We start from the raw sequence: 16,569 nt of genomic DNA, 5'->3' as shown, positions 1-16,569 counted from the left end.
GCCTATGAAGAAATTTTACTTATTTGTCATCTTATTGGTTTGCGGATTGGGTTATGCTCAAGGTCAGACTGCGGAATTGGGTTCGTACGAAGTTATTTTTAATGGCTCAGTTTATAATGATGAACACCATAATTGCGGGACTGCATTTGTTACCTTAGAATTTAGCACTCCTGCAGATAATTATAAAGCCTTAGATATTACTTATTCTGATAATAGAAAGACTGATTACTATACTAATGTGAGAACTACATTCAAAGCGAATAAAGTTCTGCAATCTTTGTACTTTTCTGCTTCAAGATATGATAAGCATTCTTGTAACGGAAATAGGCCTTATAATATGGGGAGAGTTACGAGAAGAGATAGATTTCTTTGCTATAATGATGATTTTGAATTTAAAGAATATAGAAATGTAGGCAGTGACGGGGATGGACTTGGTACATCTTCATTTAACATAAAGATTCGTCCCGTTCTTGTAATTGTTGATCCTGCGAGTAAAAATGATTTGCCAACAGACACTAAAGTTACGGTAAGCTCTAATACAGGGTTTGACAGTTCAGAATATAATTGGCAGTATTCATTTGATTATACAAATCCATATGGTTGGGTTAACATGCCACAATTTGCAACAAAGTCTAGTTTTACAGCTAGTGCAAAAGATATTCTAGGTGATGCAGCAGGAGAATATCATGGTAAAAAGATTTATATTAGACAATTAGCATGTACTTCTGTCTCTAATACGGTTACTTATATCGTGCGCCAATCAGCTCCTTTAATTGAATCTTATCAAGAACAAGAAATGAGATGTTTTGGTTCTAATGATGCTAAAGTGAATGTAAAATTCAACAGACCTTTATTTAATACCGAAAAATTGATTTTTAGTATTAAACGTTTTGATGAAATTCTAAATGTTTGGACCGACGTAATTTGTTCCGGACAAGCAGATAAGAACTCATTTAATGGAAGTAATTTTATAGCACCATGTAATTTTGAAAAAGGGAAGTATAGCCTAACATTTGCTGGATTTATTAATGATGCCACTACGAGCTCTATATATATAGACAGTAGCCCTTATATATTTAATATAGGCACACCAGATCCTGTAGATTTTTCGATTAAGAAAAAGAATGATATTAATTGTCATGGAGGTTTAGACGGTGCAATAACGGTAACGGCTACTGGAGGAGCAAAAAATGGCATTTTTCAATATTCTACCGATCATGGGGTAAATTGGAAAGATTTTGAAAATGGAGCGACAACTTCTATAGAAGGTCTTACATTAGGCTATCATTATGTTAAAGTTCGAAAAATAAAAGATGCATCTGACATACTTGGCTGTATAGCGCTAACGCCAGAAAACAAGGAAAAAGAATTATCAGAAGAAATTACCCAGCCTGACGGGCCACTTATTGTAGAAGGTAAAGTTTCAAAATCGAATCCTACTTTTCATAAAGCGGAAAATGGTACAATAACAGCTTCAATTTCGGGTGGAACGCCTATAAAAGGTAATTCGTATGCTTTTATTTGGACAAATAGTAAAAATGATAAGATCGATGCAAGTAAGTCATCTACTCAATTTGCGAATAATGTTTTTACCATTTCATTAAAGAACGTTCCCGCCGATACTTATAAATTATCTGTAACAGATGAAAGAAATTGTTTGATAGATCAACAAATAGATCCAAATTTAGAAGTTACATTAATTGATCCCGATCCGATTAAAGTTGATATTACAGTGGAGCAAAAGATTTCCTGTAATTCAGAAAGTCTAAATCCGATTGGTGGCGAAAGTAAATCTGCAGATGGAATATTAAAAGCTACAGTAAGCGGAGGTGTGCCATTTGAAGGAGGAAATAATGGTGGTCAGCCTTATAAAATTTTCTGGTCAAAATATAATGAGGATACCAAAGAATGGGATGAATTGTCTGAGTATAAAAAACTACTTGCCGAAAATCTTTCTGAAGGTTCCTACTCTTTAAATGTTGAAGATGCTAATGGAATAGTACAAGGAACTTACGATACAGAAAAACTCTTAGAAGCAAAAGCAGCTATTCAAAAAATTTCTGAACCTGATAAAATACAGCTATCCTATACTTGGGGAGATGTTTCGTGTCATAAAGGCAATAACGGATGGGCAACTGTAACTGCAATAGGAGGAACTGGTGTTTATACATATAAATGGTATAATACAGGAGAAGGAACTGTCGATGAAAATAAAATATCGAATTTAATTAAAGGAACATATACTATTGAGGTAACTGATGAAAATGGATGTTTTAGCACATTAGATATAGATATAGATGAGCCTGATTTTGCTGTAAGTATTAATTATGAAACATTAAAACCTCCTACTTTTTCAGGTGGTTCGAATGGTAAAATTATAGCAGAAATAAAGGGAGGAACAGAATTTGATCCTGCATCAAATGAAGGCAGACTATATAATTATGAGTGGAAAAATTCGACAGGAAAGGTACAAAATCCAACTGCAGAAGTAATAAATGGAGTTTATACGATCACCTTAAATAACGTGCCAGCAGATTTTTATTATTTGACTGTAACAGATAAAAATTATAATGAAGCGAAAGGCCAGACAGTTAATTGTACGGTTGCAGAATCTGAAGTTCAATTGACAGAACCAGATCCTATAAAAGTGGTTTTCAAAATTGTTCAGACTATTTCTTGTAATGCCAAAAATGAGTTTGGAGACAATACCGATACAACTCCAAAAGATGATCAAAGAGATGAATCTCAAGATGGAATTTTGAAGGCTCATGTTACAGGTGGAATTCCGCTTCCATCAGATGAAAATAATGGATTGCCTTATTATTTTTATTGGAAAAAACAAAAGGACGATGGTTCTTGGATTAACTTAACGAATATAAAAGGAGAAACAGCTTCAAATCTTTCTTATGGAACTTATGCGCTTAATGTAAAAGACAGAAATGGAATCGTTTTAGGAACTTATGTTAACAATGAGCTTGCAGAGGCGATAGATGTTACACAATTTATGGATCAGCCTCCAGTATTGTCTGTGAAAATAGAAAAAGGAGATGTTTTTTGTAATGGAGGTAATGACGGATGGGCAACTGCAACTGCAGAAGGAGGAAGCGGAAAATACACTTACGAATGGTCTAATGAAGTTAAATCGGACAAAAATACCGTTTTAAAAACTGGAAATTATTGGGTAATTGCAAAAGACGAAAAAGGCTGTACGGCTTATGCTGAAGTTTTTATTGATCAGCCAAAAGCGCCGCTTGCGATTAAATATACAGAGGTTGTAAATCCGAGTTTCTACAAAGCAACAAATGGAAAAATTGTAGTTGAGGTTAATGGCGGAACTATTGCAGCAGACAATACATATTGGTTTGAATGGAAAAATAGTAAAGGAGTAGTGCAAACTAGTTTTACAACAAGTTTTGAAAATAGTATTTATAGAATATCATTAACAGGACTTCCTGAAGAAACTTATACTTTAACGGTACGTGATGCTAATTACAATGCGGCGACAAATAAAACGAGTTGTACCGTAGCTAATTCCGTTATTGAATTAGACGATCCGGATCCGATTGAAGTCACTTTTGAAGTGATTCGCACTATTTCTTGTAATGTGAGCAACGAATTTGGAAACGAGATTGATGCTAATCCTCTAGATAATCAAAGAGATGAGTCGCAAGACGGAATTTTAAAAGCGAATGTAACAGGAGGTATTCAGCTTAATAAAGAGAAAAATAATGGATTGCCTTATTATTACACTTGGAAGAAAAAACAAGCCAACGGTTCTTGGGCTATCTGGAATAATACAGGAGATACAGCTGAATATCTTTCTGAAGGAACTTATGCACTAAACATTGAAGACGCCAACGGAATAAAACTGGGAACTTATGTGAATAATGTTTTAGTGAAAGAAATTGATGCCGAAAAGTATATTCCACAACCAGATCAGTTGAAATTAACCTTTACGAAGTTTGATGTGGGCTGTACGACTGGAGATGACGGTTGGGCAGAAGCACATGTAACAGGTGGAACGCCGCCTTATACATACGAATGGACAAACGGAGAAACAACTTCTAAAATAGAAAACATTACCACAAACAATTATTTTGTAATAGCGACAGATGCAAAAGGATGCGTGGTTCAGGGAAGTATTTTTGTGGGAGATCCAAACGGAATACTATCAACGGAAACGGTTAAAAATCCTATTTGCTATAAAGGAAACGACGGATCTATAGAACTTAATGTTACAGGAGGTAATTTGCCTTATACGTATTTATGGAATACAGGAGCAGTTACCAAAGATTTAAATAATCTTACGGCTGGAAATTATGAAGTTACGATTACTTGTCCAGAGTGTTGCGTTTACAAAAAGCGATTTGTTTTAAAAGATCCTGAGCCAGTTATTGTCAACGTTGGTCCAGATCGAACTTTATGTATTGACCAAAGTCTAGATTTAGATGCTTCAATTAAAGATCCGCCAGCAAAATATAGTTGGACTTCTACAAACGGATTCACTTCAAATGAAGCAAAAATCAATGTGTCTAAAGCAGGAACGTATCATGTAAAAGTGACTTCTTCTTTAGGGTGTATTGGCGAAGATGAAATTGTGATAAAAACGAGCCAGATGGCCATTAGTGCAGAATTTTTATTGAGTTCTCAAGCCTATTTAGACGAGGAAGTAATTTTGGTTAACACCAGCAGCCCTTTTGGAGAAAGTACAGATTGGGTTGTTCCAAATGGAGTAAAAGTTGTTGAGCAAAAAGAAAAATACATCACCTTAAAGTTTGATGCAATTGGAGTGTATTCAATAGGTTTAAAGCAGACACAAGGAGAATGTTATGCAGTTTATACCAAAAATATTATGGTAGAAAAACGCGGTACATTGCCAAATACCGAAACGGCATCTCAATTTATTATAGATTTTATTGTAACCCCAAATCCGAACAATGGTAATTTTAAAGCAATTGTAAATTTAGAAAACAACAGTGCGATAAATTTAAGACTGTTCTCCTCTTCTGGACAAAATACGATGATTCAAAAACAAGAGTCAGGAAAGAAAAAGTACGAAGTAGATTTTAATACTTCATTACAATCTGGAGTATATATTGTCGTATTGGAGACGGGACAGCAAACATTGGTTAAAAAAATTATCATCAATTAAAAAATGAAGAACCTTTTCAGCAACCTATATTTCTTTGTTCTATTTCTGTTTTTTAATACAGTTGGATATGCACAATTATATCCAGTTCAATTAACACCAGTTTTTAATAGTCCGTATAGCGTCAAAATATCCGATTATGCAACAAGCATGGATACGAAGATGCAATTGTTGATTAATCCAACCGATATCTCTATCTCGCAAAGAAGAGTACGCTTAAAACTGTACATACAAGGCAACGGATTAAATATCCAAACCTCTGATTATGCACAGGAACAAAGACCAATATATATAAATGGAGGGGAACTGCAAACCTTAACCAATGTCGATATTGCATCGCTTTTTAGGTTAGAAAACCTGCAAGGAATATCTGCAGCGCAATATGCGAATCCGCTGCCAGAAGGAATGTACAATTTTTGTTTTGAGATGTACGATTTTGTAACGAATCAGAAAATATCTCAAAAAAGCTGTGCTAGTTTATACCTGATATTAAATGATCCGCCGTTATTAAATACACCGCAAAAAAACGAACAAATTGCTTCGACAGAGTTTCCTAATATTTTATTTACTTGGACGCCGCGTCAGATCAACGCAACAAATGTTTCGTATAAATTTGAGCTAAAACAACTTCTAGATCCAACATTAGATCCTCAAATTGGGTTTCAAATGTCGCCGACTTTATACGAAGAAACTTTATTTGGAACCGCTGTTTTGTACAATTTAAGTATGCCAATACTTACTCCAGGTTTGCGTTACGCATGGAGAGTACGAGCGATTTCGACAACGGGACTTTCAGAAAATGCTGTTTTTAAAAATGACGGATATAGCGAAATATATTCTTTTAAATATACGGCTTCATGTACCGCGCCGACATTTTTATTGAGCGAATCCCAAAGTTCAAAAAGTGTAAAAATAACTTGGGAAGGAGTGCCAGAGCATACGCGCTATCAGGTACAATATAAAAAACAAGGTGTTCGTAATGCACAGTGGTTCTCGTCAAATAGTTTAAACAAACAAAGTTTAATTACCAATTTAGAGCCAGGAGTAACCTATGAATTTAGAGTGGGATCGAGCTGTGATCCAGCTGAAGACGGAATTCAGTCGTTTACTTATTCTAACATAAGCACTTTTACTACACCAACAGAAAGTAGTGGTGTTCCTGCATACAATTGTGGTATCGTTCCGCAAATCAATATCCAGAACCAAAAACCGCTAACCAATTTAATTCAAAGCGAGACATTTAAGGCTGGCGATTTTCCTGTAACTATTTTAGAACTTAGAGGAGAAAACAGCCCATATTCTGGACTCGGATATATCATTGTTCCTTATTTAGCCGATACTAAAATTGCAGTAGAGTTTAAGGATATTGTAATCAATACTGATTATCAATTGATCAGTGGTGTTGTAGAAACAAGCTATAACCCAGATTGGAAAAATGTTACCGACATTGAAGATTTCACTGGTGAGGGTAAAGGTGGACAAATTGAAGAAAAAGTTCCTTTTGTAATTAAAGATATTATCATTAATGCTAATGGAGATATACTTGTAAATGGTGTTGACGGCGAGCAGATAACTATTCCTGGCGGAAAAGATACTGTAATTACAGACAGCGGTGTTGTCGATAAAGACGGAAAAGTTGTTGTTCCTCCAAAAGTTTACACGGTAGACAGTGAAGGAAATGGAAGCAATCAAGGTGTTGCAGTTGCCGAAGGAGGCAAACCATCGCCAGAAAATACAGATGGCGTAGATAAAAGTGGTCAAGCCACAGCATTTACCGCCAAAGGTATTTCGATTGCTTTTTCTGGAAACGGAAGCAAGTATGCTTTTGATGTAATGCCAGAAAATGCATCTGCAGCGCTAAAGAAATTGTATGCCAAAGCAGGCGATAACGTATTGCCTTATAAAGCAGTTTTAAATGGCGATTCAGATACAGTTGTTGCTACAGTAAATGTTACAGATTCTAATATAAAATTAGATAGCATAGTTTTTAAAACCCAGAATGGAGCAAAAATTGACTTTACAAGGAATGATAAAATATTTGTTCTTACTGTAAAAGGAAGTCTAACGTATGCCGAAGAACAAATATTAGCCACCGTAAAACAAGGTAAGAAATGGCAGGTTATTGGTGCATTTATGCTAGTGCATATTTCGCCAAAAGATGTTAATGTGGCCTTGGTTCCTACTGATGATATCTCTGCAAATAAGTTAAATGAAATTATTGCTGAAACACAAAGGATTTATAGCAAGATAGGCGTTAAAATTAACTTTAAGAAGGAAGCTATTTTTAATATAGATAAGATAGTTTCAGGCAATGTAATTCAAACCGAGAAAAATACTATTACTTCTACTTACAGTGCAGAACAGCTAAAGATAAATGCATCATATCAAGGTTCGCGTGACGGTTATGTTTTGTTTATTACAAACAAGATTTCTAGCACGAAACAAGATGGATATATGCGTTTAAATGGACAATTTGGATATGTATTCGCGAAAGCTAATAATGGCAAAGAAAATCTTGCTACTGCAGCTCATGAGTTAGGGCATGGAATCTTTAAGCTAGAACATCCTTTTGAACAGTATAAAACAGCCGAAGGCAGTACTAGTTTCTTAATGGATTACAGTACCACAAGTACTCTTTTAAACCATTTAGATTGGAAACAGATTAATGATCCTGCATTTAAGTTATATGCGTTTCAGAGTCAGAGTAGTGGGGAGAAAGTGGATAAGGAATTTGTGCTTAAAGAAGATGGTTACTTCTTAACTCCCGCAAACAAATTAATAAAGCTTTCAAAAGGCACTGAGATTATCTTTACTTGCGATCAGCCACAAAGTATAAATAATGGAGCACTATTTTCATTTAAAACGCCAGATGGTGTTTATTGGCATAGTACTTTAAATCCAAATAAGGGAGTCATTGAAACGTCTTTCAAAGGTTATTTTAAAGCAACTGCCGAGGGTTGGGATAAGGATAAGAAGACTGGAAATTTAATTCCATATTCAGATTCCAACTTTAAATATAATTCTGCAGGAAAATATGCTGTGTACATTATCAATATGCTTTCTATTGATAATCAGAAAAAAGAGTACCATATTTTAAAGCAGGAAATGCAACTTAGTGCTCAACAGATAAGTACAACAAACTCCTTTATTGGGAATATTACTAAGTTATCATATGAAGGTAATAATGGTCTTGTTGAAACAATATCATCAACAGGTTGCTCTACTAAACCTGGGGATGAAAATAATGATAACATTGCAGACATAAGTTATAAAGATTATTTAGCTGGTTTAGGAAAAGTTGCAAATAAAGGTTATAGAGAAGATCTTGTAGAAGTTAATGCTTCTGAATCTCATTTGTATGATTATTCAGGAGTTATTTCTGCGAACGAAAAATTAAAAGTTTTTGCTCAAATACAGAATATTAGTGATAAATCAGGTTTAGTTGCAAAAATATTTATTACTGATGCACAAACTCTTCCAACGAAGAAAAAAGAAGTAACAGATTACTTAGCAAAATTATCAGGTTCGCAAATAGCAGTTTGGGTTGATTTTGATTCATCTGGAAAAGCTACAGTAAAAACTATTCTAGGAAGCAGTGTTAGTGGCAGTGGGAATAAAGATGTAAATAAATTTTTGGCTCTTCTAAGTGAAGTAATTCCAAAATTTGATGGTACTTACACCTATTTTAACCCTCTAACAGCAATTTTAGATGGTGTAGCAAGTATTGTTACAAAAGCTAAAATACCAGAACGTTTCTTTAATCCTGAAATTACAACAAAAGATTATAATCCTGTTTTGTTTTATGTAAGCTTAGTTGATCCTTTTGCTTGGTCACTATTAATTAATGATCAAGTCCTAGCAGAATGGAATATCAGTATCACAAATTCAAAAGAAGTAAATATGAATCACATTTACTTTGCATTTAAATGTGGTATATGGAATGGTTTTGTGGATCAAGTAAAAGGTCTTGCAGAAATGGCGGCTATTGTTACTAATATTATAGACGGAGGTGAGCGCGCAGGAGAAATGTGGGAAGGATTAAAAAAACTTGGCATTTTTTGTACATCAACCACAAAGGATGAGGTTTGTATTTGGTCGTTAATAAAAAAATCACATACGGGACAAGCGTGCCAAATTGCTGAAACTGTTGGTTATGACGTGGCAAACATTATAACTATTGCGGCTTCGTTTACCAAAGCGGGCAAAATTGCTCAAATATCTCAGGTAATGGAGTCTTTAGATGTAATAAATCTAATAATGAAAGGTGCTGGGAAATTTATTAATGTAACGGTTAAAACTACTGGTACTGTTATTAAATTTAGTTATACTGTTACTAAGGCTTTTATTAAACCGGGATTCAAAATAGTAAAAGGAGGAGTGCCTTATTGTGTCGTTTTTCCTATTATTATCGATTTAACTGAGAATGTTGATAATGCAGTCAACAAGGCTAGAGAACTTCTTAAAAAGGCAGAATTAGATGGTCAGTTAACAATTGTGACTCCAGCAGATATGGATGGGAACGTAATTGCCGAAATAGTTGTAAATGGAGAAAAAACGAAAGTACTATTAAATGAAAGTGAAGAAAAACTAAGAAAAAGTGTAGGTGAACTTATTGAAGAAGCAAGCGAAACTCTTTTAGCTCGTTTAAAAAAGTTAGGTTTAACCGAAGACGAAATAAATAATGTTTTAGATAAAATAGGTAATTCGCTTGACAATACTAACAAATTAACAAACATACTTGAAAAGGCTCCTTTTAAAGATGATCTTGCTAAATTAAAAGTTTTTCTTAACGATATAACTCAAAGTGCAGATTTACAAGATTTAATTAGAGAAGGAAAAGATTTTAGTAAAGAATGGTATTTACTGAAAAAAGCGGGAAGAGACAGTAAGTTGCTAAGAAGTAGAGCAACTATAGAATCTATATCTGAAATTATAAATGACGCTTCAATGAGGAAAATATTAGGAAGCGAAATGGATGATATTATCGAGAAATTTATTACTGCACATAAAGATTCTGGATGGGGTTGGAACAAATTTTCTCTTCAAGAGCACATGCGAATGCTTAAAGTTATTGCAAACCGATATGAGGGGGTACAAGGATTTAATAAAAGTTTACGCGATGCTTTAAATAATCCACTCCCTTCTATGCAAGATGGTTTGTGGCATATGATGAAAGATTTAGAAAAAAGAGGAATTCCAAGAGAAAAAATAAAAGCCTTTGACTTGGAGTTCGACGCAGATGATTTACCGTGTTTAAAATGTAAATTTGATGTCGAATTAAATGGTACTGGTAATGAATTAAAATATTTAGAATATAAGAGTTATAAAAATGCTTCTAAAATAAGCAAACCACAGTTTTTAAATTATATTTCGATGGTTGATAATCTGGATCAATTGCAATATATTTTTAACAAATCAAAATTATCTTTGGAAGAGGTTAGGACAGGGATGAAAGAGTTTTTGAAAACTAATAAGCAAGATTTATGGAAAGTAATAAAAAATAAACCGAATATTCTTAAAGAGCTAAAAATTGAGGATATTCTTGATTTAGATGACGATGCATTAGAGGCAATAGCTAGAAGAATAACTAATACTAATTAACATGGAATTTGTTTTAAACAATAAAATTAATAAGTTGGAAACTTTTTCATTGAAAGATTCAGGCGAATTAATATATATAAAAGAAAATGTATTGTATGATAAAGATCAAAAAGTTTTATACGATGCCCAAAAAGAAATCTCAGGATTGAAATCTTCAGGTGAGTGGATTTGTTTTAATCATACATTAGAAAAACCAGTAGGGTTTGTTGGTAATAATAGTAGTTTTGAAATCTTTGATAAACAAATAATTAAAGATATTAAAAACAATTATGTTTACTATGGTGATAAATTTTCTACTTCGAAGATTCAAATTGGAGACGTATTTACTAAAGTTTGGACAGTAGAAGAAAGATTAATTTTTTTTACAGTAAGTAACGGTTTTTTAATTTATACAAAAGATGATTTAAATATTAAATTTTGCTTAGATGATTCAAATTTAAAATTGCTTTGGCAATACAGTTTAGGAGCCAAATACAATTGGAAACAAATGGCTGATTATATAGATGAACCACCAGTAGAAAAAGAAGCGAAAGTAATTAAATTTTTGGGAGTTTATAAAAATGAACTTTGGTTGGTATTAAACAGCGGGGCATTATTAGCATTAAATACAGAAACAGGAGAGGAATCCCGCTATATCAAGAATGGGAAAATGATAGTAGGCGAAAGTGATTTTGAGGATTTTAAGGGTTATTTCGGTTATGATACTGTTTTAGATGAGAAAGACGGTTTGATTTTTAATTTGAGCAGGCATTTTTATACCGTTTTCGATATAAATTCAAAGAATGACTATTTTGACAGTTATAGTTTTAAAGAATCTTCTATTAAGCACAAACTCAATCTAAATTATATTGGAGGGCATGATGCTGACAGGATTTTTGCTTATGAGGGCAGTGATAATAATCGCTTTGCCGTTTTCGACAGAGCAAAAAAGGAAATTATATGGAGTGGAGAAATAGAAGATGCCAAGAATAAATTTCCTGCTATTAGGAGTATGAAGTATGGAGGTGATAAGATATATGTTTTAGACCATAACAGTACTTTGCATATTTTCGAGACCGAGTAGAATTTTAAAGATATTGTATCAATCGTAGTAGATTTTTAAAAGTTCTTTGAAGTTTCTAAAAGAACAAGAATGTTTAAAGAGTTCTTCTGCTAGCGCAAGCATCCTACTTGAGAACGCAAAGTGATATTGTAATATAAAAACGTTCATTGAAATAAAATAAATACAGTTTTATAAGAGATTGGAAAGATTACGAAGTCAGGAGACTTCGCATAATAAAGGAATTGAAAAGGTTGAACAATTATTTCCAAGTTTGGCATCTCAGATTAACAAAAATAACTTTGTTGATGTATTAATTGAAAACTTTAAAAAAGATGAATTATACAATGCAATTTTTAAATAAATATAATGAAGTAAAGAAATTTCAAATTATTAAAAATGATGTATATACTATTTTTAATAATAATTTAAGGGTTATTGAAGAGTTTAATGATACAATAATAAATTTTAACTCAGATGATCTTTTCATAGTGAATGATAAATTATTTTCTGATGAAAATTTTTATTACGATACTAAAAAGAAAGAAACTTCAATTATAGATCAATTAAGTAATTACTATTATAACGGTATTCATTATAATAATTATTTAGTTTTTACAAATCAGGAATTAGTAATTTATTCATTAGAAGAAAGTGCCGTAATTAGGAAAATTCCTTTTTTCGAAGATTCTAGTTTATTCTTAATGTTTAAGGATAGCTTTTTGTCTCGAGGTAATGATTTTTATTCTTTTTACGATTTAGATACTTTAAAGAAAATATGGCAGTATTCATTTTCTGAATTATTACAAGGAGAAGATGTTAGGCAATATGGAAACACGCTGATTTATGAAAATAAGATTTTTATGTATTTAGTAGACGATAAGAATCCAAAAAAAGTCGCAACAATTTCCATGGATATAAATAGTGGTGCAGTTGTAAATGTGTACCAAGACTTGGCTGGTAATTTAATGTTATTAAATGATAGAATTTATGTGGCCAGTTATGAGTTAATTAAGGTATTAGATCTAAATAGTAATGAAATTATAGAACTTGATTTTAAAGATATTTTAACTCCTTTAAAACTAAGTATTCATTGGAACACATCAGTGGTATATGGTGATTATTTGTATTTTGTGGATGGACATTCTTATACTACAAATAAATTAGGGGTCTTAGATTTAAAGTTGAAGAAATTAGTTTGGAACGGAGAAATTAAAATTCAAGATGAAATTAATAATAACATTCAAAAAATTAAGATCGTAGATGGTCGATTATATGTGCATTGTTCTGATAATACTTTGCATGTTTTTCAGATCGAATAGAATTTTAAAGATATTGTATCAATCGTAGTGGATTTTTAAAAGTTCTTTGAAATTTCTAAAAGAACAAGAATGTTTAAAGAGTTCTTCTGCTAGCGCAAGCATCCTACTTGAGAACGCAAAGTGATATTGTAATATAAAAACGTTCATTGAAATAAAATAAATACATTTTTATAAGAGATTGGAGAGAGTACGAAGTCTGGAGACTTCGCATAGCGGAGTTACATGAATGGTTGAATAAATAAAGTTTTATGAGATATACAAAAGAAATATATTATTTGAAAAAAAATAATCTCTTAGAAGAAAATAGATATATTATTTCTGAAAAAGAAGTTTTAGAAATAAAGAAATTTAGGAATAATATTCCTGAGGAATTCATTGATTTTCTTAAAGAAATTGGAGGAGGACAGTTTAAGAATTCTCAGTATGAAATTAAAAATTTTGTATTTGATTTTTATGAAATTGGATTGGAAAATGATTATGCGGTTGATGAAAGTATTGTTTTGTTTGGAAATAGTTTTGGAGGAGATTTTATTGGTTTCGATTTATCAAAAACTGATCCGACGGTTATTGAAATAGATCATGTTTCAGGTGAAATTTTTGATACAAACAAATCATTTCAAGAATTTTTTAGGGAAGATCTGGGCATGGATTTTTGATTTTTTTTTTCGCATTGTCTCAGCTACCGTACGAATCCTTTCGAGTGGCAGTATGCTAATTTTAGACCATAACATTACTTTGAATATTTTCGAGATCGAGTAGAATTTAAAAAAAAATGCATCAATCATAAGTTAAAGGTTTTTTCCTACTATTGTGAGAATATTACTAGTGAACAAACACAATGACAATGACAAGAGAAGAACTAATTGAATTAGGTAGAAAAATAGTAAACTGTGAAGGAACAGAAGAGGAGATAGACCCTATGTATGAGTTGTTTAGTAAAAATGTTCCTCATCCAAATGGAGCAAATTTATTTTATTATCCTGAAAATTATAATGCTAGAAAGTTTAATATAGCAGAATATAACCCAACAGTTGAAGAAGTGGTAGATAAAGCTTTAAGTTATAAAGCGATTCAGTTATAAAAAGAAAAATATTTTATTAGCTCCTGCTGGCAAGTTGATGACAAGAAAAAGCAGATTATATTCAATATTAATTAGAAATAAAAACATAAACATAAAGAATTGTTGTTGTTAAGAAGCGATAATATTTTTAAAAACAAAAAACAAAAAACAAAAAATAAAAATTTTCACATGAAAAAAAATCTTTTAACCCTAATAGTAATTCTAATTAGCATTGGTGGTTTTGCGCAAAAATTAAAAATTGATAAAGGAGAACTAAAACTAGACGAAAAAACAATAGGTTTTGTAGAAGGTAAAAAACCTCTTTTTACCATTTTTAGTTTAGATAAAAGTTATTCAATTACGGCAGAACTAAAGAAAGCTCCAAACGAAGATTCTATGGTATTGCCATGGATTGAAATTAAAGATGAAGCGACGGGGAAATCGAACGAATTAGAATTTAAGAACAAAAGCAGAAAATTCAGTGCCTTCAATTACGACCGTAGTATAGTCTATGAATTATTGGATAGAGGTATGGTGGGAGCAGAAGGTTTAAACAAAGAAGCAATTGAAAGTTTTATCAACGGTGAATCAGCAGGTATAGCCGCAAAACGTTTAGGGGTTCAAGGCGAAATAGATAATGCTGGTAAAATTGCAGATACTTATCAGTTAGCGATTGATGATTATGGTACAATCTTTAGCGTTAAGGCACAAAATAAAGATATAGACGATAAAAGAATCGGGTTTATCAGAGTAACATCACCTTCTCAAAATGGAGATTTAAAATATGAAGTAATGGATCTAGATAATAATTTAGTAGGAACTTGGTTTGCCAGAGGCGGTATGTTTTCAGGATATGAAAAACTATTAAATCAGGAGGTGATTACATTCAATGGGAAAGTGTTCAAAGCGACTTTCGACAATAGAGGAAACCCTACAGGTTACAAAATGAGCAAAGATATAACAGCAATGAATATTGTGAGAGTTTTGGTTGGAAATGGATATACTTTAGGAAGTCAGTCTAAATAGAATTTAAAAAAAAATGTATAAAATAATTAAAATGAAAAAAACAGTCTTATTAGCCGCAGTATTGCAACTTTTTATGGTACTAGGTAGCTGTAGCTCGGATTCAGATAGCACTTCAACTCCAGAACCGCCAGTTGTTGTAATAAAAGCAGCAAAAGTAACATCCTACTCTAAAAACTTTGGAGAAGCTGGAGAAACTATTACAATCTTTGGTGAAAATTTTTCCGATAAGATAAGCGATATTAAAATTGCTTTTGATGGTGTTTCTGCAACAGTTGTTTCGTCGACAGCTACTGAGATTGTATTCAAACTGCCGTCAACTGAAAAACTAGTGCCACAATTGTCTTTAACAATTGAAAATAGAACCATTACGAATGAAGTTAAGAATGATTATAAAGGAAATATAGGCGTTTTACCTAAATCATCTACTACTGATTGGTTTACAATGGACAATGTTCTGAAAAATGAAAATAAAGTCTATAGTGTTCAAGTCGTTAGCGATAAAATAATGTACTATTCTATGGCTGATTATGGAGCAAGTGGAGTTTACAGAACGATTGACGGAGGTATTACTTTTGTAGAATGGGGAAGAACTGGTTTTTCTGGGGCTTTTTCGGCTACTAAAAATGACGAAGGCTGGGCAGATACAGCATTTGGAATTCAAAAGGTACCAGTTGGAGGTTCTCCAACAATGGAATTTATTAGCGCAACAACAAAGGGTATTTATTACTCTGTTTATGTTGATGATGATATGAAAAAGGGAACTATTATTACTACATACGGAGATGTTTACAGCACAGCTGATGGAGTTGAGTTTTCACAAGTCTATGATGCTCATTTAAGTGATAAAGGTTTCGAGCCAGGATCTATAACCAAATCTGATGAAATTGACAATGATCATATTTGGGCTATTGGTATGAAAAAAGTGGAAAATATATATTATCCTTTTATTTTATTTAAAAATAATGAAACTGATGGTTGGAAGGAACATTATTTTGCAAGTGAACCAAATACTATAGCGGCAGAAGTATCTTTTGCAGATAAGGCAAATGGTTATTTTTTAATTAATAACTCAACTATATACAAAACTACAGATGGCGGCGATACTTGGACTAAAATTTATAGTGGAGAAAAATTCACAAAATTGGCGTTTAAAGATGCTAATACAGGTTGGGCAGTTTTAGAAAACAAAATTTACAAAACAGTAGATGGAGCTAAAACATGGACACTTGATTACACAAATACGCAAGCGATCAAAGCAATTGGTTATAAAAACAATATTGTTTGGGCTATTTCTATAGATAAGATTATCAAGCGTTATCTGTAATTTTTAATCAATAGAATTCAAAATAGAGAATAAAAAACACTGCAGTTT

The 16,569-nt window shown here is 32.4% G+C and carries 8 protein-coding genes; all 8 read left to right on the top strand.

From position 1 onward, the window contains the following. Positions 1 to 4 precede the first annotated feature (4 nt). The 8 genes from NCC77_RS16945 to NCC77_RS16910 all read left to right on the top strand — a co-directional run bounded on the left by NCC77_RS16945 (position 5) and on the right by NCC77_RS16910 (position 16,521). The gene (locus NCC77_RS16945) at positions 5 to 5,152 is read left to right on the top strand and encodes a T9SS type A sorting domain-containing protein (protein WP_250836664.1); all 5,148 of its coding nucleotides are present in this window, start codon (positions 5 to 7) and stop codon (positions 5,150 to 5,152) included. Between the two features lie 3 nt (positions 5,153 to 5,155). After that, positions 5,156 to 10,750, top strand: a complete 5,595-nt coding sequence (locus tag NCC77_RS16940) for a fibronectin type III domain-containing protein (RefSeq protein WP_250836663.1) — start codon at positions 5,156 to 5,158, stop codon at positions 10,748 to 10,750. Between the two features lies 1 nt (position 10,751). Then, positions 10,752 to 11,813: a PQQ-binding-like beta-propeller repeat protein gene (locus NCC77_RS16935; protein ID WP_250836662.1), complete on the top strand. Its 1,062-nt coding sequence runs from the start codon at positions 10,752 to 10,754 to the stop codon at positions 11,811 to 11,813. Between the two features lie 311 nt (positions 11,814 to 12,124). Next, a complete protein-coding gene (locus NCC77_RS16930; RefSeq protein WP_250836661.1) occupies positions 12,125 to 13,111 on the top strand; it encodes a hypothetical protein in 987 nt (328 codons plus the stop codon). Between the two features lie 248 nt (positions 13,112 to 13,359). Then, positions 13,360 to 13,767, top strand: coding sequence for an SMI1/KNR4 family protein (locus tag NCC77_RS16925; protein ID WP_250836660.1), 408 nt, complete (start codon positions 13,360 to 13,362; stop codon positions 13,765 to 13,767). Positions 13,768 to 13,955: 188 nt separating this feature from the next. Further along, complete coding sequence (locus NCC77_RS16920) at positions 13,956 to 14,192, top strand: bacteriocin immunity protein (protein ID WP_250836659.1); 237 nt, start codon at positions 13,956 to 13,958, stop codon at positions 14,190 to 14,192. 168 nt (positions 14,193 to 14,360) lie between these two features. Then, positions 14,361 to 15,197: a hypothetical protein gene (locus NCC77_RS16915; protein WP_250836658.1), complete on the top strand. Its 837-nt coding sequence runs from the start codon at positions 14,361 to 14,363 to the stop codon at positions 15,195 to 15,197. Positions 15,198 to 15,228: 31 nt separating this feature from the next. Then, a complete protein-coding gene (locus NCC77_RS16910; protein WP_250836657.1) occupies positions 15,229 to 16,521 on the top strand; it encodes an IPT/TIG domain-containing protein in 1,293 nt (430 codons plus the stop codon). Positions 16,522 to 16,569 lie beyond the last annotated feature (48 nt).

The organism is Flavobacterium tyrosinilyticum (assembly GCF_023656565.1).
GTDB lineage: Bacteria > Bacteroidota > Bacteroidia > Flavobacteriales > Flavobacteriaceae > Flavobacterium > Flavobacterium tyrosinilyticum.
The sequence above is the reverse complement of the archived record's forward strand: the minus strand, read 5'-3'. Positions and strand labels throughout refer to the sequence as shown.